Genomic DNA, 19,946 nt, shown 5'->3' on the forward strand with positions numbered 1-19,946 from the left:
TTGTCGACCACCCCAGAACTCCTTTGCCCGACCTCATAGCCGTTCGTGGTATTCGCTCCACCCCCGGCGTCGGGAGAGGCGCTCTGACCGCCACCGGCGATGTCGGCAGCACGCTTTCTATTCTGCGCCTTACGCGGACTCCATACCACTTTGCTCACCGCTTCTTTCTACGATCGCGACCAGATCCACCGCTCGCCGATTTGGTACCCACCACAACCGTGGTGGGGGAGGGGAGGACATCGACGCCGCATACCTGCACCCGCAGCCCGCTGATGCCGTAGCGGCCGACCACTGCGGCGTCGCGCTCGATCTCCTCGGCTGCCGACGAACCCTTGATCGCCACCATCCGTCCACCATCGCGAACCAGCGGCGCCGACCATTTGCTCAGACGCTCCAGTGGAGCAACGGCACGTGACGTAACGACATCGGCACCAGAGATGGCACTCAACACAGCCTTCTCCTCCGCCCGTCCGCGTAGAACCCGCACATCGAGACCCAACGCCTCAACCGTTCGCTCCAGGAAAGTACTCCGCCGCAACAGCGGCTCCAGCAGAACGATCCGGAGGTCGGGTCGAGCGATGGCCAGCGGAATACCCGGCAGGCCGGCACCGCTACCGATGTCGACAACGCGTTCGTCGCGCTCGATCACATCGGCGATCACCGCACAGTTGAGAATGTGCCGGTCCCACAGACGCGGAATTTCCCGCGGTCCCATCAACCCATGGTCGATGCCATCGGTAGCCAGGATCCGGTGATAGGCCACAGCCAGGTCAAGTCGATCTCCGAAGACAACGACAGCGCAATCAGGCGCAGGGTCAGGGTGATCACCGACGGTCGGGGGAGCGTCCGCCTGGACGTTGTCTTCATCGTGGTGTTCGGGCACCAACAGCCTTCCCATTCGTCTCTGTCACGGTGTAGGAGTCCAGTGTTTCACGTGAAACCGACACCACCGAACAGCAGGCCCGCCGCGCAAGTTTCACGTGAAACACACGCTCGTCCATGTCGTACGGGAGTCGGTTTCACGTGAAACGCAGCCAAACCACACCGATGTAATTCCCACCCGAGAAAGCAGTGAAGGCCCCGGCCTGAGCCGGGACCTTCACTGATTCTCTCTCACAGTGCGTTGTCTCTCACAGTGCGCAATCAAACGCCGGAGCAATCAAACGCTGGGCGATCGATCAAGCGCTGGGCAGGACCACCACACGCCGCTTGGGTTCAGCACCCTCGCTCTCGCTGACCACACCGTCAACGCCGGCCACCGCGTCGTGGACGATCTTGCGTTCGAAGGGGGTCATCGGATCCAGTGCCTCGCGCTCACCGGAGGACAGCACCCGCTCGGCGACCTCGCGGCCTAGACGGGCCAGCCGCTCACGACGGTCGGCGCGCCAGCGAGCGATGTCGAGCATCAGCCGCGAACGATCACCGGTCGCCTGCTGTACCGCGAGGCGAGTCAGTTCCTGCAGCGCGTCGAGAACCTCACCACGACGACCCACCAGCTTCGCCAGATCGTCGCCGCCGTCGATGCTCACGACCGCGCGATCGCCATCCACGTCGAGGTCGATGTCACCGTCGAAGTCGAGAACGTCGAGCAGCTGCTCGAGGTAGTCGCCGGCGATCTCACCCTCTTCGACGAGACGATCCTCCTCATCCGCCTCGTCGTCGTCGCTGTCATCGTCGTCGCTGTCATCGTCCGAATCATCTTCGGCCGACTCCGCAGGAGCATCATCCCGGGCAGCGTCCGCCGGGGTAGTCACCTCATCGGCCTCCGCCGGCAATTCCTGGGCGTCGGTCTCGACGACGGTCTCGGTCTCCCGATCACCGTCGGTCGCAATCTCCGCAGTCATCTCACATCCACCTAACTTCTGTGCTGATCGAACAAGTCTCTTGTGTGCGGGGGAGGGGACTAGTGCCGTCCGCCGCGACGGCCGCCGCCACGCTTGCCGGCGTTCTTGTTGCCGGGGTTCTTGTTGCCCGTGTTCTTGGTCCCAGGACTCTTCTTGGCCGCCCCGCCCTTCGGCGTCGGCTTCTGCCCGGGTTTGGGCTTGGTGTCGGGTGCGGTCTCGACCACCTCGGTGATCTCCGCATCATCTACGTCGACGACCTCCCCGTCGACCACATCTGCCGACGCCTGGGCCTTCTTCTTGGCGCGGTCCGGTCGCTGGCCCGGCTTGGGGGAGTTCGCCTTCAGCTTCTCCTGCTTGGCGAGCTTCTCCGCCTCTTCTTCCTTGGCGATCATGCCGAAGACCAGGTGCTGCTGTCCGTACGTCCAGATGTTGTTACTCATCCAGTACAGGAGGATGGCGACCGGGAAGAACGGACCGGTGACGAGAATGCCCAACGGGAAGATGTAGAGCGCCAGCATGTTCATCATGCGGGTCTGCGGGTTCTCCAGCGAAGCCGCGGTCTGACGGGCAACCGATGCGCGCGAGTTCATATGGGTCGCGATCGAGGCGATGATCATCATCGGGACCACGACGTAGACGATGTTCATCCGAGTGAAGTCGATGGCCGCGGGATTCATCGTCTTGACGTACGCGACCCACTCGTTCTGCGGCTCGGTGATGAACGAGGACAGCGGCACGCCGAAGAGGCGAGCGTCGAGGAAGTTCTGCACCTGTTCGGTGCTGAAGAAGTAGTTGCCGGTCGACCGGGTCTCCTCGGCGGACATGCCCTGTTTGCCGAGTCCGTGTCCCATCCGGTTGAACGAGCGGAGCACGTGGAACAGACCGATGAACACCGGGATCTGCAGCAGCATCGGGAGGCAGCCGAGGAGCGGGTTGAAGCTGTGCTCCTTCTGCAGCTTCTGCATCTCCTCGGTCATCTTGACCCGGTCCTTGGCGTACTTCTTTCGAATCGCCTGGAGCTGCGGATTGATCTCCTGCATCTTCTTCGTCGTGCGGATCTGCTTGACGAAGGGCTTGTATAGGATCGCGCGCAGGGTGAAGACGAGGAACACCACCGACAGCGCCCACGCAACACCGTCGCCGCCTGCCGTATTCGGGGTGATGTGGTCGAACAGCCAATGCCAGACCCACATGATCCCGGAGACCGGGTAATAGATGAAGTTGAGCACGGGTGGGTTACCCCTCACTTCCGTCGGAGGATCTACGCCACCCGAAACCCTGCTCCGGGACGGGGTCGTAGCCAGGTTTGTGCCATGGTCCACATTTGAGCAGGCGGTAGATCGACAACCACCCGCCGTATAAGACGCCGTGCCGCTCGAGAGCTTCGACGGCATAGGCCGAACAAGTCGGCTCGAAACGACAAGTCGGCAGCCTCATCGGCGACACGTACATGCGATACAGCTCGATCACGAAGATCAGGGCGCGACGCGGGAAACGACGAACGGCGGCGACGACCCGGGACCCGCCGGACACCTCTGCCGAGGGTTCCACCGTGGGTTCCGCGTCCCGCGCCGTGTCGATCATGGCCGGCTACCGGCCTTGATCACCCGCGGATCACCGAAGGCGGACGCGAGCTGGCGGGCGAGTTCGTCACTGCTGCGCTCGGCCGCGCTGCGATGAGCGCGGACGACCACATAGGTCTCCGGCGTCGGACACAGACTCTTGGTCGCGGTGAAGGCCGCGCGCAGTCGCCGGGCGACCGCATGGCGGGTCACCGCGGGACCGACCGCCTTACTGACGATCAGACCCAGCCAGGGACCACCCGTAGTGGCCACATCCTGGCGGACACCGCGCGCATCAGGCCACGTCGGCAATACCGACGCATAGACGACGAGATCGCGCGCCGAAACCCGCACGCCATGTTTGAGCGTGCGCGAAAAGTCGGACCTCCGCGAGATCCGATGGCAGGGCGCTGTCATCGCTGAGGAGTCCGGGCCAGTGATACGGCCCGGACATCAGGTCGACGATCAGGCGGTGAGCTTTGCGCGGCCCTTGGTGCGACGAGCGCTGACGATCGCGCGGCCGGCGCGCGTACGCATACGCAGACGGAAGCCGTGGACGCGTGCGCGACGACGGTTGTTCGGCTGGAAAGTCCGCTTACCCTTGGCCATCGGGTGACTCCTTGTATCCCTGTGTGAGCACGTCGACAGCACGTGAGCCCACAATTGTCGTTGGTTCGGTTTATCCGGGTGCGGTGCCGAGCTGGTGTCGGTGGTATCGGTTGGTACACCCCACCGGACCCGACAACGTCGAGACCGGCGAGTCACCGCGCAAATCCGCAACCTGGATGACCAGTCGAGAGTACTGATAGTCGCCCCCGGAAATCAAACGCGCCAGATTCGGTACGCGGGCCCGACGATCTGTTGTGGTAATGCGCCTGGTGACCGGCCCGACCGCCGATGTCCGCCGAGGTTTTCCGATACCCACCCCAAATAGCGGTAATGGATCGCGGGTCAAGGATCGACAATCGGCTAGTTGACCTCTCAACCCTCTGCTAGCGTCTCCTCCAGTGGTCGACCTCGAGCCGACTCACGAATTGTGCCCGACGAACCTCGTTCAGTATCGTCCTTCCCTTCTGTACACAGATGTGGATAACTGTGTGGACAACTCGGCTCGGTCGGCGCCTGGCGGCCTCCCCGCCGATGAACGCTGGTAGTTTTTCCCGGCAGGAGGCCTTCAAACGTGACATCAGACCGCGACACTTTCGGCGAGGTGTGGCAGCAGGTCGTCGCCGAACTCAACGACGACGACGCGGCCCGCGATCACGAACCGCTCACCCGCCAACAGAAGGCATGGTTGTCGCTGGTTCGGCCGCTCACTCTGGCCGAGGGATTCGCGCTACTGACCGTCCCCACACCGCTGGTACAGGAACAGATCGAACGCAATCTGCGTGACACCATCCGGTCGGTACTGAGCAAGCACCTCGGGCAGCCGGTCGATCTGGGTGTGCGTATCGCCACCCCCGATGCCACCGAAGCCCAGCCCGAACCCGTCGAAGCTCCCATCCCGCCGGATCCGGTGTCCGTCGCGGCAGGCAGCGATACCTTCCGCACCGCCGGACGCGACGCCGACCTACCCGCTGAACGGCCGCGCGGCGATTCCGGCGACTGGACCTCCTACTTCGCGGAGCGCCCGACGACCGCACCGCCGGCCTCGAGCGCGAGCCTCAATCCGAAGTACACCTTCGACACCTTCGTCATCGGGGCGTCCAACCGATTCGCCCACGCCTCGGCGGTGGCCGTGGCCGAGGCGCCGGCCCGCGCCTACAACCCACTGTTCATCTGGGGCGAATCCGGTCTGGGCAAGACGCATCTGCTGCATGCCGCCGGTCACTACGCCCAACGCCTGTTCCCCGGTATGCGCGTCAAGTACGTCTCGACCGAGGAATTCACCAACGACTTCATCAACTCGCTGCGTGACGATCGCCGGGTCGCCTTCAAACGCCGGTACCGCGACGTCGACGTGTTGCTCGTCGACGACATCCAGTTCCTGATCGGGAAAGAAGGTATCCAGGAGGAGTTCTTCCATACCTTCAACACCTTGCACAACGCCTCGAAGCAGATCGTCATCTCTTCCGATCGCCCGCCGAAACAGCTTGCGACACTGGAGGATCGACTACGAACCAGGTTCGAGTGGGGACTGATCACCGACGTTCAGCCACCGGATCTGGAGACCCGGATCGCGATCTTGCGCAAGAAGGCGCAGATGGACAACATCGCGGTACCCGACGACGTGCTCGAGCTGATCGCGTCGAAGATCGAGCGCAACATCCGCGAACTCGAGGGCGCGCTGATCCGGGTGACCGCCTTCGCCTCGCTCAACAACGCCGAACTCGACAAGTCGCTCGCCGACGTCGTTCTGCAGGCACTGCTGCCCAACTCGGGCACCCTCGAGGTCAGCGCGGCGAGCATCCTGGCCATCACCGCCGAATACTTCGACATCTCCGTCGAGGAACTGCGCGGTCCCGGCAAGACGCGGTCCATCGCCCAGGCCCGCCAGATCTCGATGTACCTGTGCCGAGAGCTCACCGACCTCTCGCTGCCCAAGATCGGCGAGACCTTCGACCGTGACCACACGACGGTCATGTACGCCGAGCGCAAGATCCGTAAGGAGATGGCCGAGCGCCGCAAGGTCTACGACCATGTCCAGGAACTCACCGCGCGGATCAAGCAGCGCGCCGCCGGCTGATCTGCCACCCAAAGCCCAAACTCTCAACCCCAAACTCTCAACCACCGCGCCAGGGTTCATCACGAACCCTGGCGCGTCTCGTCGTACCCCGAATTCGTGTGATTCGCTCGCTCGAGCGCGCTCCAGTCGATGTGGATGAACCTTGGGAGAACTGTGGTCAACTTGTGCACCGGAGGTGGACGGACGCCGAACAGAATTGCAATTCCACACCACGACCCGGTTCGGTCCACGAAGACTCCACGGCCCATCCACAGCCGCGTACCGCGTTTCACTGGGAGAATGTCGGTTGGATCCACAGGTTCCACAGGCCCTACTACTGAGAAGAATTTCTCTCTAAAGAGATCTCCTTTTAAGAAGGTCCTGTGCACAGAGTGGTTCGGGCGGGCCCGAACCTGGGTCGACCGACCGCCAAACCAAATGACACGACTTGTGCCCCGACGACCCCCACTCCGGTGGGTGCGCTCTACAGTGGGAGTCCCCGAACAAGAGAAGGGCTGTTTGACCGCATGAAGTTTCGTGTCGCGCGTGACGAGTTCTCCGATTCCGTTGCCTGGGTCGCCCGCAGCCTGCCTTCCCGGCCTCCGGTTCCCGTCCTGGGTTGTGTTGTTCTCAACGTCACCGACACCGGGCTGACAGTTTCGGGATTCGACTACGAGGTCTCCGCTCAGCAGACCATCGGTGCCGAGGTTGCCGAGCCGGGTCAGGTGCTGGTGTCGGGCCGACTGCTCGCCGATATCACCAAGGCTCTGCCTGCCAAGCCCGTCGACGTCTCCCTGGACGGTTCGCGCGTCGCCATCACCTGCGGCAGCGCCAAGTTCTCCCTGCCCACGATGCCGGTCGAGGATTACCCGCAGCTGCCGGACGTGCCATCGATCACCGGCACCATCCCGAGTCAGCTGTTCGCCGAGGCGATCTCCCAGGTCGCCGTCGCGGCAGGCAAGGACGACACCCTGCCGATGCTGACCGGCGTCCGGGTCGAGATCGAGGGCAACACCGTGGTGCTCGCCGCCACCGACCGTTTCCGGCTCGCCGTTCGCGAACTTCAGTGGGATCCCACCGATCCTGACACCACCGGCGCAGTTCTCGTGCCTGCCCGCACTCTCTCCGAGAGTGCGAAGACGGCTGGTGCAGACGGCACTGGTGAGGTGTCGCTGGCCTTCGGTGCGGGTTCGGCCATCGGCTCCGACGGCATCCTCGGCATCCTGGGTCAGGCCAAGCGCACCACCACCCGACTGCTCGACGCCGAGTTCCCGAAGTTCCGGCAGCTTCTGCCCGCCAGCCACACCGCGGTCGCGACGATCGACAGTGCTCCGTTGATCGAGGCGATCAAGCGTGTTGCGCTCGTCGCCGAGCGCGGCGCCCAGGTTCGGATGGAATTCCGTGACGGTTCGGTCCTGCTGACCGCGGGAGGCGACGAGGCGGGCAAGGCCGAGGAAGAGCTGCCGGTCGATTTCCACGGTGAGCCGCTGACCATCGCCTTCAATCCTGGCTACCTGCAGGACGGTCTGTCGGCGATCAACGCGGATTCGGTCGACTTCGGATTCACGACCCCGAGCCGTCCTGCCGTGTTGCGCCCGGCGTCCGGTGAGCAGCCGGTGCCAGACGAGTCCGGTGCGTTCGTCGCACCCGACAGCGCCTTCACCTACCTGTTGATGCCGGTCCGCCTGCCCGGCTGAGCCGGCGCGCGAGGCGATTGACGACGTGGCGCGGTGTTCGTTCGAGAACTGCACCTGTCCGACTTCCGGTCGTGGCGGTCGGCCGACCTCGAGCTGACCACCGGGCCGACGATCTTCACCGGGCGTAACGGGTTCGGCAAGACCAACATCCTCGAGGCGCTCTACTATCTGGCGACCTTGCGTTCGCACCGGGTGTCGGCCGACGCGCCGCTGGTCCATTCCGGTGCGACATCGGCGCTGGTCACCGCCACGGTGGAGAACTCCGGCCGGGAATTGACCGCGCAGCTGCGGGTGAATGCCGAAGGTGCCAACAAGGCGTCGATCAACGGCGGACCACCCCGTCGGGCGCGCGAGATCCTGGGCATTCTGCGTACGGTCCTGTTCGCCCCCGAAGATCTGGCGCTGGTGCGGGGGGAGCCGGGGGAGAGGCGGCGTTTCCTCGACGAGCTCGTCGCGCAGCGCGGACCACTGCTGGTCGCGGCGCGCAGCGATTACGACCGCGTCCTGCGGCAGCGTTCGGCGCTCCTCAAGACCGCCGCCGCCGCATTACGGCGCGGCGGGGATCAGGCGGCCTCGGTGATCAGCACGCTGGATGTGTGGGATCAGCAGCTCGCCGACCTCGGCGGGCAGGTCACCGCCGCCCGCCTGCGGATACTCGCCGAGCTGACACCGCATTTCGTCGACTCCTACGCCTCGATCGCGCCGCATTCGCGGCCGGTCACCTTGCATTACAAGGCGGCCGCAGGCACCGATGTGATCGGACCCGGCGCGGCGACGACACCGGCCGAGATCGGCACCGTTCTGCTCGAGCGATTGGCGCAGTTGCGTGACCGTGAGATCGAGCGCGGTATGAGTCTGGTTGGTCCACATCGTGACGACCTGGACATCGTCTTGGGGTCCGATACCGCGAAAGGCTTTGCCAGCCATGGGGAATCATGGTCATTGGCGTTAGCGCTCCGATTGGGGTCGGTGGCGTTGACGCGGGCGGAGGGCATCGAGCCGGTCATCATGCTCGATGATGTCTTCGCCGAACTGGACGCGGCACGACGCCGGATGCTGGCTGCCTTCACCGCCGACACCGAGCAACTGCTGATCACCGCGGCGGTCGCCGAGGAAATTCCGGCCGAGATCGGCGGCCGCCGGGTGGGCGTCGACGTCATCGACGACGCCGATGGTCGTCGGTCGGTGATTGTCGGGAGTGCGGCGCACAATGAGGCCGTGCCCGTGTCGTCTGTCCCTGTGTCACCCGTGTCCGTGTCGCCTGTGCCTGAGGTCCCGACGTCCGAGGTCGACGCGGAAGGAACCCCCTGATGGCCGACCCCACCAGTGCCGGTGACGGTGCTCCTGAACAGCTCGGCGGGTATGAACGTGCACGTCGCGCCCTCGAGGAGGCGCGGGCGGCGGCTCGAGCGTCCGGCAAATCCGTCGGACACGGTCGCGCGTCGCCGGTCCGGCGTACGTCCAGTGGCGCGCGCAAACGGCGGACCTGGTCGGGTTCGGGACCTGACGTCCGCGATCCGCAGCCGTTCGGACGCCTGGTCAGTGGTATCGCGAAGGACCGTGGGTGGTCGCCGAAGATCGGTGAGGGCACCCTGTTCGGGCAGTGGGCTCAGATCGTCGGCGCCGACATCGCCGCCCACGCACAGCCGGTGACGTTGCGTGACAACGTTTTACATGTGCAGGCCGAGTCGACCGCGTGGGCTACCCAGCTGCGGTATGTGCAATCGCAGATCCTCGCGAAGATCGCCGCGGCGGTGGGCGACGGAATGGTCACCTCGCTGCGCATCACCGGACCGAAGGCGCCGTCGTGGCGTAAGGGCGACCGTCACATCTCCGGTCGCGGTCCGCGCGACACCTACGGCTGATCACCGCGACGGGGCGCCTACCAGAGTCCTCCGACGAAAGCCAGTCAATCGCGCCGCTGACGGCGGATTTATCCCCAGACCACATTCGGACCGGGTTAGAAGCGAAAAAATCGATCTGGGAGCGCGTTAGCGGCCCTGGATGCCGGTCTCTGGTTGAGTCAGGCAGTACACTGTGTGGAGTTGTCCCGACAGGGGTGGAATCACCACCGTCACCCACCGTGACCGTCACCGTCGTCGCGGCGCCGAAATCGGTTCGCGCGCACGGTAGACGTGCGCGCGTGTGGACGTGGGTGCGGCCGCTCGTGCCGACATGTCGACGGTACCTGCGCTTGCGGTGCCGTCTCAAGCAGAACAGGAGTGGACGCACCTCGTGGCTGACACCAATGACAGCGGATCCAAGGCTCGTGCGCCGAAGAAGTCCGGCGAGTACAGCGCCGATTCGATCAGCATCCTCGAAGGTCTGGAAGCCGTCCGCAAGCGGCCCGGTATGTACATCGGTTCCACCGGCGAGCGCGGCCTGCACCACCTGATCTGGGAGGTCGTCGACAACTCGGTCGACGAAGCGATGGCCGGTCACGCGTCGAAGGTCGGGGTCAAACTCCTGGCCGACGGTGGCGTCGAGGTCGTCGACGACGGTCGCGGTATCCCCACTGACATGCACGCCAGCGGCAGCCCGACGGTCGAGGTCGTCATGACCCAGCTGCACGCCGGTGGCAAGTTCGACTCGGATGCCTACGCGGTGTCCGGTGGTCTGCACGGCGTCGGCATCTCCGTGGTGAACGCGCTCTCCACCAAGGTCGAGCTCGAGATCAACTACGGCGGCTACCACTGGGAGCAGACTTACGATCACGCGAAGCCCGGCCCGCTCGCCCAGGGCGATGCGACCCGCAAGACGGGTACCACCGTCCGCTTCTGGCCGGACCCGGAGATCTTCGAGACCACCGTGTTCAGCGCCGAGACCGTCGCCCGGCGTCTGCAGGAGATGGCCTTCCTGAACAAGGGTCTGACCATCACCCTCACCGACGAACGCCCCCGCGCGGAGACCCCGCCCGGCGACAGCGACGGCGAGTCCACCGAGGAGAGCCCGACCGAGGCCGCCGAGGCGGTCAAGACCGAAGAACAGAAGAAGACCGAGGCGTCCAAGCCGAAGACGCGCACCTATCACTACCCCGACGGTCTGGTCGACTACATCAAGCACCTCAACCGGACCAAACAGGCGATTCACAACTCGGTGATCGGTTTCAGTGCCAAGGGTGTCGGCCACGAGGTCGAGATCGCGATGCAGTGGAACAGCGGCTACGCCGAATCGGTGCACACCTTCGCCAACACCATCAACACCCACGAGGGCGGCACCCATGAGGAAGGCTTCCGCGCCGCGTTGACCAGCACGGTCAACAAATACGCGCTGGACAAGAAGCTCCTCAAGGAGAAGGACGGCAAGCTCACCGGCGACGATATTCGCGAGGGCCTCGCGGCGGTCATCTCCGCGAAGGTCGGCGACCCACAGTTCGAGGGTCAGACCAAGACCAAGCTGGGCAACACCGAGATCAAGAGCTTCGTGCAGAAGACCTGCAACGAACACCTCGGTCACTGGTTCGAGGCCAATCCGGCCGAGGCGAAGATGATCGTGAAGAAGGCCGTCGACTCGGCACAGGCGCGGATGGCCGCTCGCAAGGCGCGTGAGCTGGTACGCCGCAAGACCGCCACCGACATCGGCGGTCTGCCCGGCAAGCTCGCCGATTGCCGCAGCAACGACCCGACCAAGTGCGAGGTCTACATCGTGGAGGGTGACTCCGCGGGTGGTTCGGCGAAGTCGGGTCGTGACTCGATGTATCAGGCGATCCTGCCGTTGCGCGGAAAGATCATCAACGTCGAGAAGGCGCGTATCGACCGCGTGCTCAAGAACGCCGAGGTCCAGTCGATCATCACGGCTTTCGGTACCGGTATCCACGATGAGTTCGACATCGCCAAGCTGCGGTATCACAAGATCGTGTTGATGGCCGACGCCGATGTCGACGGTCAGCACATCTCGACCCTGCTGCTCACCCTCCTGTTCCGCTTCATGCGTCCGCTGATCGAGCACGGTCACGTCTACCTGGCGCAGCCGCCGCTGTACAAGCTCAAGTGGCAGAAGCGGGAACCCGAATTCGCCTACTCCGACCGCGAGCGCGACGGACTGCTCGAGGCAGGCAAGGACAAGGGCTGGAAGATCAACACCGACGACGGCATCCAGCGCTACAAGGGTCTCGGCGAGATGAACGCCAAGGAGCTGTGGGAGACCACCATGGATCCCGAGGTTCGTGTGCTCCGTCAGGTCACCCTCGACGACGCCGCCGCCGCGGACGAACTCTTCTCCGTGCTGATGGGTGAGGATGTCGCGGCCCGCCGCAGCTTCATCGCCCGGAACGCGAAAGATGTTCGCTTCCTAGACGTCTGATCCCCGCCGTATGTCTGATCCCCGCCGTATGTCTGATCCTGCCGTATGTCTGAACCCGGGCAGGCGCCGCCGACCGGGTCTCTGCGAGAAAGAAACTCATGACTGACACCACGCTCCCGCCCGCCGGCGGTGAAGGCGATCGCATCGAACCGGTCGATCTCGGCCAGGAGATGCAGAAGAGTTACATCGACTACGCGATGAGCGTCATCGTGGGCCGTGCGCTGCCCGAGGTGCGCGACGGTCTCAAGCCGGTGCACCGTCGTCTGCTGTACGCGTCCTACGACGCAGGTTTCCGCCCCGACCGCTCATATGTGAAGTCCGCCAAGCCTGTTGCCGAGACGATGGGCAACTACCACCCGCACGGCGACACCGCGATCTACGACGCCCTGGTGCGTCTGGCGCAGCCGTGGTCGATGCGCTACCCGCTCATCGACGGGCAGGGCAACTTCGGCTCCCGCGGTAACGACGGCGCCGCCGCCATGCGTTACACCGAAGCCCGGCTTACACCGCTGGCCATGGAGATGTTGCGTGACATCGACGAGGAGACAGTCGATTTCATCCCCAACTACGACGGCAAGACCAGTGAACCGACGGTGCTGCCTGCGCGTATCCCGAACCTGCTGATCAACGGTTCGGGCGGTATCGCCGTCGGTATGGCCACCAACATCCCGCCGCACAACCTCAACGAGGTTGCCGACGCGGTGTTCTGGGCTCTGGAGAATCCCGAGGCCGACGACGAGACCACCCTCAACGCGTGTATGGAGTACGTGAAGGGCCCCGATTTCCCCACGGCCGGACTGATTGTCGGGAGCCAGGGAATCCGGGATGCGTACACCACCGGCCGCGGCAGCATCCGGATGCGCAGTGTCGTCGACATCGAGGAGAACAAGGGCACCACCACCCTGGTGGTCACCGAGTTGCCCTATCAGGTCAACCCGGACAACCTGATCCAGTCGATCGCCGAGCAGGTGAACGAAGGAAAACTCAAGGGCATCAGCCGAATTGAGGATCAGTCCTCCGACCGTGTCGGTATGCGCATCGTGGTCACGCTGCGTCGTGACGCGGTGGCCAAGGTCGTGCTGAACAACCTGTACAAGCACAGCCAGCTGCAGACCAGCTTCGGCGCCAACATGCTGTCCATCGTCGACGGTGTGCCGCGCACGCTGCGCCTGGACCAGATGATCCGCTATTACGTCGCCCACCAGATCGACGTCATCGTCCGCCGTACCCGCTACCGGTTGCGCAAGGCCGAGGAGCGCGCGCACATCCTGCGCGGTCTGGTCAAGGCGCTCGACGCCCTCGACGAGGTCATCGCGCTGATCCGTGCCTCGGCCAACACCGAGGCCGCGCGCACCGGGTTGATGGACCTGCTCGACATCGACGAGATCCAGGCGGACGCCATCCTGGCGATGCAGTTGCGTCGTCTGTCGGCGTTGGAACGTCAGAAGATCGTCGACGAGTTGGACGAGATCGAGCGGATCATCGCCGATCTGAAGGACATCCTGGAGAAGCCGGAGCGGCAGCGCGCCATCGTGCGTGACGAACTCAAGGAGGTCGTCGAGAAGTACGGCGACGAACGTCGCACCAAGATCATCGCGGCCGATGGCGACGTCACCGACGAGGATCTGATCGCCCGCGAGGACGTCGTCGTCACGATCACCGAGACCGGCTACGCCAAGCGGACCAAGACCGACCTGTATCGCAGCCAGCGTCGGGGCGGTAAGGGGGTGCAGGGGGCCGGACTCAAGCAGGACGACATCGTCGCGCACTTCTTCGTGTGCTCGACCCACGACTGGATCCTGTTCTTCACCACCAAGGGTCGTGTCTACCGCGCCAAGGCCTACGAGCTGCCTGAAGCCAACCGCACCGCGCGCGGCCAGCACGTCGCGAATCTGCTGGCCTTCCAGCCGGAGGAGCGGATCGCGCAGGTCATTCAGCTCAAGAGCTACCAGGACGCGCCGTATCTGGTGCTGGCCACTCGCAATGGTCTGGTGAAGAAGTCGCGTCTGGAGGACTTCGACTCCAACCGTTCCGGCGGTATCGCGGCGATCAACCTGCGCGGTGAGGATGAGCTGGTCGGGGCGCAGTTGTGCAGCGCCGACGACGATCTGCTGCTGGTGTCGCAGAAGGGCCAGTCGATCCGGTTCCATGCCGACGACGAGGCGCTGCGCCCGATGGGCAGGCAGACCTCGGGTGTGCAGGGTATGCGGTTCAACGCCGACGACACGCTGCTCAGCCTCAACGTCGTCGTCGACGGCACGTATCTGTTGGTCGCGACGTCGGGTGGCTATGCCAAGCGCACCGCGATGGACGATTACCCGGTGCAGGGCCGTGGCGGCAAGGGCGTGCTGACGATCGCCCACGATCGTCGTCGCGGTGAGCTGATCGGTGCACTGATCGTCGATGATGACACCGAGCTGTACGCGATCACCTCCGGTGGCGGCGTCATCCGTACCGCTGCCAAGCAGGTACGTAAGGCGGGCCGGCAGACCAAGGGTGTGCGTCTGATGAATATCGATGAGGGCACGACCGTCATCGCCATCGCACGCAATGCCGACGAACCCGACGACGCCGAGAGCTGAGCGACAGGTTCTCCTGCCATGTCGAGCCGATTGTGAAGTGCGCAACGGTTAGGCTGGGGGAGACGTGCTGCCGATGAGACGGCGAGCAGCGAAAGCGACCGCCGAGCGAGGGAACTCCATTGACCACACCTAACGAGCCGGACAAGGACCACAACCCCAAGTCCAGCGGTGGACCGGTGAACGGATCCGGCAGTGCGACGCTGGGGACGGGTACGCCGGTCGGTGGTCTGGTCCCGCCGTGGCAGCGTGGGCCGGCCGAGGAGTCACCGAAGACGACGCGGATCGAGACCCCGGCACGGGATTCCGTGCCGGGGAATCGGCAGTCCGGCCCGCCGCCGCGGGGGATCGTGACCAGCGCGCCCGCCGAGCCCGGTGGGCAGGCTCCGGTGACGAATCTGGAGAACCCGCCGCGAGGTCAGACCGCGACTGCGACGCGTGAGGAACCGAAGCCGTTCATCGAATCGCCGACCAGCAATATCGACCGCGATCGGCTGCCGAGCGAACAACTGCCCGATCTCGATGAGATCCACCACACCGCCGAAGCCAAGCGGATCGCAGAGGAAAAGGCGACCGCCGCCCGGTCGGCGCCCACTCAGGTGCGCGCGTCGGGCCGACCGTTGCGCGCGTCCGTGCAGGTGCGCCGGATCGACCCGTGGGCGACCTTCAAGATCGCCGCGGTGCTGTCGGTGATCGGCTTCATCGTGTGGATGATCGCGATTGCCGTCCTGTACCTCGTGCTCGACGGAATGGGTGTGTGGGAGCAGGTCAACAACTCCTTCGGCACCCTGGTGACCGCGGACGGTTCGTCGACCGATGGGGACATCATCAGCGGCGGGACCGTCTTCGGGATCGCCACTCTCATCGGTGCCATCAACGCTGTGCTCGTCACCGCGCTGGCGACCATCGGTTCCTACATTTACAACATCTGTGCCGACCTCGTCGGTGGTGCCGAGGTGACTCTCGCAGACCTCGACTGACCAGCCGTTTTGTTAGTTCGGTGGGTCGTCGGGTAATGTCACCTCTCGGTTCAAGGGCCTATAGCTCAGGCGGTTAGAGCGCTTCGCTGATAACGAAGAGGTCGGAGGTTCAAGTCCTCCTAGGCCCACTGCGACAGATGCGTCAGCATCAGAATTCGCACCCATGTCGACCATTTCGGTTCGATACGGGGCCTTAGCTCAGTTGGTAGAGCGCCGCCTTTGCAAGGCGGATGTCAGGAGTTCGAATCTCCTAGGCTCCACCACCAAGAACCACCCGCACAAGCGCCACTTCGACCAGCAATCGCTGGTTCCAAGTGGCGCTTCGTCGTTGAAGTGGCGCGTCTGCGTTGGATCAGTCGACGTCGACGATCCCGGTGAGGTACGCGGTGAGGATGGCTTCCACCGGAGTTGAGGCGTCGACCACGACGCGCTGGAAGACCAGGGCGTCGGCGAGTGCGATGAGTTCGTCGACACGGGCGTCGGAGACCGGCAGTCCGGCCCCGGACAGACCCTCCGCGGAGACCTGCTTCGCGAGGTTGTGGACTTGCGAGCGATCGGTGAGTTTTGCCCGCAAGGCAGGCTCGTCGTCGAGTTCGAGGAGCAATGCGTACCGCGCCCGCATGTCCTCGGTGCGCGCGCTGAGTCGTTCGATCAGCTGCGCCACCAGACCGGACAGCTCGCCGACGCCGAATATCTGTCGTGTGGCCGTCGCGGCACCCAGCATCTGCGCCAGGGCTTGTGCATCGGCGCTGGATCGCGCTGCCAGGCGTTCGACGATGAGCTCGATGAGTGCGCGACGGGTCTTGGCGTAATAGGAGGTCGAGCCGGCGGGGATCTGCGCCTCACGATCGACCGCGCGATGGGTCAACGAGCGCACGCCATCCCGGGCGATCAGCCGGATGGCGTTCTCGGCGATGACCTCTCGCCGACTGCCGGACTCCTCTGCAGGTGTGGACACCAGCCGATACTACAGGTGTAGAGTCGTGGGCATCTCAAATCTACAGATGTAGAGGACCGCAAATGATCGACTTCATCCCCGAACAGGCCACCTACCCGTTCACATCGCGCTGGTTCGATTCGTCGGTCGGCCAGATGCACTACCTCGACGAGGGTTCGGGGCCCTGCTTGTTGTTCTGTCACGGTGCTCCGACCTGGAGTTACCTGTATCGCACCGTGATCACCGGTCTCCGTGATCACTATCGGTGCATCGCGGTGGACTATCCGGGTTTCGGACTGTCGGCGCGCCCCGATGGCTTCGGCTACACGGTGGCAGAGCAGACCGCAGTCCTGGGCGAGTTCGTCGATGCGCTGGGCCTGCACAATGTGGTGATCGTCGGACAGGACTGGGGCGGGCCGATCGGACTCGGCGTCGGTGTTCGGCGCGCTGCGCGTATCCGCGGAATCGTGCTGTCCAACACAGCCTTCTGGCCCATCGACCGCTGGCCGAACCGGGCGTTCAGTGCGGTCATGGGCAGTCGATTGATGCGCCGCCGCATTCTGGACGGCAACTTCCTCGTCGAGAAATTCCTGTTGGGTCCGGCCGGCCCGGATCTCACCGAGGCAGAGGCGAATCACTACCGGTCGGTGCAGCCGACGCCGCAGGCGCGGCGCGCCCTGGTGGTCATGCCACGAGAGATCAGGGCGGCGCGACCATTGCTCGCACAGCTCGACGTCGACGTCCGACGACAACTCGCCGACAAGCCCGCCGTCGCCGTATGGGGGATGCGCGACAAGGTTTTTCCACCGAGCATGTGCCTGCCGCGGCTACGCGAGGCGTTCACCGACCTGGAGGTCATCGAGGTCGGTCAGGCCGGCCACTATGTGCCCGAGGACGATCCGGATCAGCTGATCACCGCGATTCGACGCCGATTCCCGTGATGTCCGGGGCGGTCTGGCTCAGTGGCCGTGCCGGGTCACTCCTGGGTCGCGAGCAGTGCGGTGGTCTGGTCGGAGGTGAGTGGAGGCGGTACGGGGAGATCGGACGGCTCCCGTGAATCCGGTCGCACACCGTCGATCATCAGCAGCAGGATCCGACGCCAGATCTCCGGGTGCGCGCCCCGCCCGCCGACATCGCGGACGGCGCCGAGGGCCAGCATCATCATTGGAAAATCACTGGAGGAGAAGGACTCTCGCAGCCACCCGACCGCCTGGGCGTTGGCGACGATGGCGTCTACCGCCGGGATGAGCCGGTCGATGGCGGCCAGGCTGTACTCGGTGGTCGGGGCACTCCCGTCGAGTAGCAGCTGCCGAAGCCCCCGGTTCTCGGCGAAGAGTTCGGCCGCGGCCATACAGACGTTCATGAAGGCGTCTTCGGGGGTGTCCCGGTCCAGTGCGGTCTCGATCATCTCGGTCACCTCCACCACCTTGGCGTCGAAGAGTGCCTTGATCAGCCCGTCCTTGTCGCCGAAGTGGCGGTACACCGTCCCCACGCCGACGCCTGCGCGTTCGGCGACGTCGGAGATGGCGACTTCGATACCACATTCGGCGAAGGCCGCCATCGCAGCGGCGGTGATCCGTTCGATGTTGCGGGCGGCGTCCGAGCGCAGACCGCGGCCCGTCTTGAGTGTTTCCTGCATCACAGTCCTTTGCGGAATTAGGTATTCCGGTTGCTACTATAGCGAGAGTTAAACGGAAGCTAGCATTCCGTTTGTATGTGACGACCCGACCGACACCGCCCACCGAGGAGTTCCGATGACCACGTCCGACATCCGGCCCGACGCCGCGACCGCAGAGGTCGAGGACAAACACCACGCCAGACGATGGTGGATCCTCGTCGTGCTGGCGTTGGCACAGCTGATGGTCGTGCTCGACGCGACGATCGTGAACATCGCCCTGCCCGCGGCCCAGGACGACCTCGGGTTCAGCGACGAACTGAGGCAGTGGGTGGTCACGGCCTACTCGCTGACCTTCGGCGGCCTCTTGCTGCTGGGCGGACGGCTCAACGACATCCTCGGCCGCAAGCAGTGCTTCATGATCGGGCTCACCGGTTTCGCGCTCGCATCCGCGCTGGGCGGATGGAGCCCGACCTTCGAGGTGCTGATCGCCGCTCGTGCCCTGCAGGGCGTCTTCGGTGCGCTGCTGGCGCCGGCCGCACTGTCGCTGCTCACGGTCACCTTCGCCGGTAGCGCCGAGCGCGCGCGGGCGTTCGGCATCTACGGCGCCATCTCCGGCGCGGGCGGTGCCACCGGTCTGCTCCTGGGCGGTGTGCTGACCGAATACGTCAGCTGGAACTGGTGCCTGTACGTCAACGTGGTCTTCGCCGCCGTCGCCCTGGTCGGAGCTGCCAAGCTCATCCCCAGCCGCAAGCCCGACAGCCACACGAAGCTGGATCTGCCTGGTACCGCGCTCGTCACGGCCGGACTCTTCGCCCTGGTGTACGGCCTGGCGAACTCGGAGACCAACGGCTGGTCGGACACCTGGACGCTGACCTTCATCGGCGTCGGCGTGGCACTGCTCGCGGCCTTCGTCTTCGCCGAGACCCGCGTCGCGCATCCGCTGCTACCGATGCGTGTGGTGACCAGCCGCATCCGCGGGGCGTCCTATCTGGTGATGGGTGTGGCCGCGGTCGGCATGTTCAGCCTGTTCCTGTTCCTGACCTACTACCTACAGTCCACGCTCGGCTACAGCCCGGTCGTCACCGGCGTCGCCTTCCTGCCGATGGTCGCCGCACTGGCGTCGTCGGCCGCCCTGCTCGGCAATGCCGTGCAGCGCGTGGGTCCCCGGTTCCTCGTCGGTGGCGGAATGATCGTCTCCGGTATCGGCATCCTGCTGCTGATGCGCGTCGACGAGCACACCTCCTATGTCACCGGCATCCTGCCGAGCCTCATCCTCGGCGGCCTCGGTCTCGGTGCCGTCTTCGCGACCGCGATGGCGTACTCGACCTACGGCGTCGACGCAGAGGATGCGGGTGTCGCGTCGGCCACCGTGAACACCGCACAGCAGGTTGGTGGCTCGATCGGAGTCTCGGTGTTGTCGAGTATCGCCGGCACCGCGGCGACCGGCTACGTCACCGACAACCCGCTGACCGGCCCGCCGAGTGAGGCGACACTCCAGGCGCTGAAGCAGGGTGCCGAACTCGCGAGCTACCACGCCGCCTTCGCATGGGCATCCGGGATCTTCATCGTCGGCGGCATCATCGTCGCGCTCATCTACCCGCTGCGCGCGCCGCAGGCCGACCCGAATGCGGAGACGGCCTTCGTCCACTGAGGCTCCGCGCGACGGCGATGGTTTCCCGTGAAACCATCGCCGTCGCCGTATGTCGGTGCGGTCTACCGGTTGATCGACCGCAGAGCCGGGCAAACCGGACGAATGGCGCCC

Annotated in this window: 18 protein-coding genes and 2 tRNA genes; 11 read left to right on the plus strand and 9 right to left on the minus strand. The window is 64.8% G+C overall.

All coding sequences use genetic code 11. From position 1 onward, the window contains the following. Positions 1-154 precede the first annotated feature (154 nt). The 7 genes from rsmG to rpmH form a co-directional block, all read right to left on the minus strand. Positions 155-769 carry a 16S rRNA (guanine(527)-N(7))-methyltransferase RsmG gene (rsmG, locus tag QSJ18_RS07655; protein WP_462476021.1) on the minus strand — a complete coding sequence of 205 codons (615 nt, stop codon included), beginning with the start codon at positions 767-769 and terminating at the stop codon, positions 155-157. Continuing rightward, positions 715-867, minus strand: coding sequence for a hypothetical protein (locus QSJ18_RS20230; RefSeq protein ID WP_462476022.1), 153 nt, complete (start codon positions 865-867; stop codon positions 715-717). The genes rsmG and QSJ18_RS20230 overlap by 55 nt, the downstream gene beginning before the upstream one ends. A 311-nt stretch (positions 868-1,178) precedes the next feature. Continuing rightward, a complete protein-coding gene (locus QSJ18_RS07660; RefSeq protein WP_286325744.1) occupies positions 1,179-1,844 on the minus strand; it encodes a Jag family protein in 666 nt (221 codons plus the stop codon). Positions 1,845-1,903: 59 nt separating this feature from the next. Further along, the gene (yidC, locus tag QSJ18_RS07665) at positions 1,904-3,073 is read right to left on the minus strand and encodes a membrane protein insertase YidC (protein ID WP_286325745.1); all 1,170 of its coding nucleotides are present in this window, start codon (positions 3,071-3,073) and stop codon (positions 1,904-1,906) included. 7 nt (positions 3,074-3,080) lie between these two features. Further along, complete coding sequence (gene yidD, locus QSJ18_RS07670; RefSeq protein WP_462476010.1) at positions 3,081-3,428, minus strand: membrane protein insertion efficiency factor YidD; 348 nt, start codon at positions 3,426-3,428, stop codon at positions 3,081-3,083. Continuing rightward, a complete protein-coding gene (gene rnpA, locus QSJ18_RS07675; RefSeq protein WP_286325746.1) occupies positions 3,425-3,823 on the minus strand; it encodes a ribonuclease P protein component in 399 nt (132 codons plus the stop codon). The genes yidD and rnpA overlap by 4 nt, the downstream gene beginning before the upstream one ends. Positions 3,824-3,871: 48 nt before the next feature. Then, positions 3,872-4,015, minus strand: coding sequence for a 50S ribosomal protein L34 (gene rpmH / locus QSJ18_RS07680; RefSeq protein WP_068526256.1), 144 nt, complete (start codon positions 4,013-4,015; stop codon positions 3,872-3,874). Between the two features lie 571 nt (positions 4,016-4,586). On the opposite strand from rpmH, the gene dnaA reads away from it, so the two are divergent. The 9 genes from dnaA (at position 4,587) to QSJ18_RS07725 (ending at position 15,892) form a co-directional block, all read left to right on the plus strand. Next, positions 4,587-6,092: a chromosomal replication initiator protein DnaA gene (gene dnaA / locus QSJ18_RS07685; protein ID WP_286325747.1), complete on the plus strand. Its 1,506-nt coding sequence runs from the start codon at positions 4,587-4,589 to the stop codon at positions 6,090-6,092. Positions 6,093-6,598: 506 nt separating this feature from the next. Further along, positions 6,599-7,768 carry a DNA polymerase III subunit beta gene (gene dnaN, locus QSJ18_RS07690; protein ID WP_286325748.1) on the plus strand — a complete coding sequence of 390 codons (1,170 nt, stop codon included), beginning with the start codon at positions 6,599-6,601 and terminating at the stop codon, positions 7,766-7,768. A 33-nt stretch (positions 7,769-7,801) separates the two neighbouring features. Then, positions 7,802-9,079, plus strand: a complete 1,278-nt coding sequence (gene recF, locus QSJ18_RS07695) for a DNA replication/repair protein RecF (protein ID WP_286325749.1) — start codon at positions 7,802-7,804, stop codon at positions 9,077-9,079. Then, positions 9,079-9,633: a DUF721 family protein gene (locus QSJ18_RS07700; protein ID WP_286325750.1), complete on the plus strand. Its 555-nt coding sequence runs from the start codon at positions 9,079-9,081 to the stop codon at positions 9,631-9,633. The genes recF and QSJ18_RS07700 overlap by 1 nt, the downstream gene beginning before the upstream one ends. 370 nt (positions 9,634-10,003) lie before the next feature. Beyond that, positions 10,004-12,070 carry a DNA topoisomerase (ATP-hydrolyzing) subunit B gene (gene gyrB / locus QSJ18_RS07705; protein ID WP_286325752.1) on the plus strand — a complete coding sequence of 689 codons (2,067 nt, stop codon included), beginning with the start codon at positions 10,004-10,006 and terminating at the stop codon, positions 12,068-12,070. 98 nt (positions 12,071-12,168) lie between these two features. Beyond that, on the plus strand, positions 12,169-14,652 hold the full coding sequence (gene gyrA, locus QSJ18_RS07710; protein WP_286325753.1) for a DNA gyrase subunit A: 2,484 nt from the start codon (positions 12,169-12,171) through the stop codon (positions 14,650-14,652). A 119-nt stretch (positions 14,653-14,771) separates the two neighbouring features. Beyond that, positions 14,772-15,629 carry a DUF3566 domain-containing protein gene (locus QSJ18_RS07715; protein WP_286325754.1) on the plus strand — a complete coding sequence of 286 codons (858 nt, stop codon included), beginning with the start codon at positions 14,772-14,774 and terminating at the stop codon, positions 15,627-15,629. A gap of 54 nt (positions 15,630-15,683) precedes the next feature. After that, positions 15,684-15,757, plus strand: a tRNA-Ile gene (locus QSJ18_RS07720). Positions 15,758-15,816: 59 nt separating this feature from the next. After that, positions 15,817-15,892: transfer RNA gene (locus QSJ18_RS07725), tRNA-Ala, on the plus strand. Positions 15,893-15,981: 89 nt separating this feature from the next. Here QSJ18_RS07725 and QSJ18_RS07730 read toward each other — a convergent pair. Next, a complete protein-coding gene (locus QSJ18_RS07730) occupies positions 15,982-16,587 on the minus strand; it encodes a TetR/AcrR family transcriptional regulator (RefSeq protein ID WP_286325755.1) in 606 nt (201 codons plus the stop codon). A gap of 62 nt (positions 16,588-16,649) precedes the next feature. On the opposite strand from QSJ18_RS07730, the gene QSJ18_RS07735 reads away from it, so the two are divergent. After that, on the plus strand, positions 16,650-17,507 hold the full coding sequence (locus QSJ18_RS07735) for an alpha/beta fold hydrolase (RefSeq protein WP_286325756.1): 858 nt from the start codon (positions 16,650-16,652) through the stop codon (positions 17,505-17,507). 35 nt (positions 17,508-17,542) lie between these two features. Here QSJ18_RS07735 and QSJ18_RS07740 read toward each other — a convergent pair whose 3' ends face one another. Further along, complete coding sequence (locus QSJ18_RS07740) at positions 17,543-18,205, minus strand: TetR/AcrR family transcriptional regulator (protein WP_286325757.1); 663 nt, start codon at positions 18,203-18,205, stop codon at positions 17,543-17,545. 115 nt (positions 18,206-18,320) lie between these two features. Here QSJ18_RS07740 and QSJ18_RS07745 point away from each other — a divergent pair, with 115 nt between their 5' ends. Further along, a complete protein-coding gene (locus QSJ18_RS07745) occupies positions 18,321-19,835 on the plus strand; it encodes an MFS transporter (protein ID WP_286325758.1) in 1,515 nt (504 codons plus the stop codon). Positions 19,836-19,946 lie beyond the last annotated feature (111 nt).

The organism is Gordonia heveisoli, assembly GCF_030315745.1.
In the GTDB taxonomy this organism is placed as follows: domain Bacteria; phylum Actinomycetota; class Actinomycetes; order Mycobacteriales; family Mycobacteriaceae; genus Gordonia.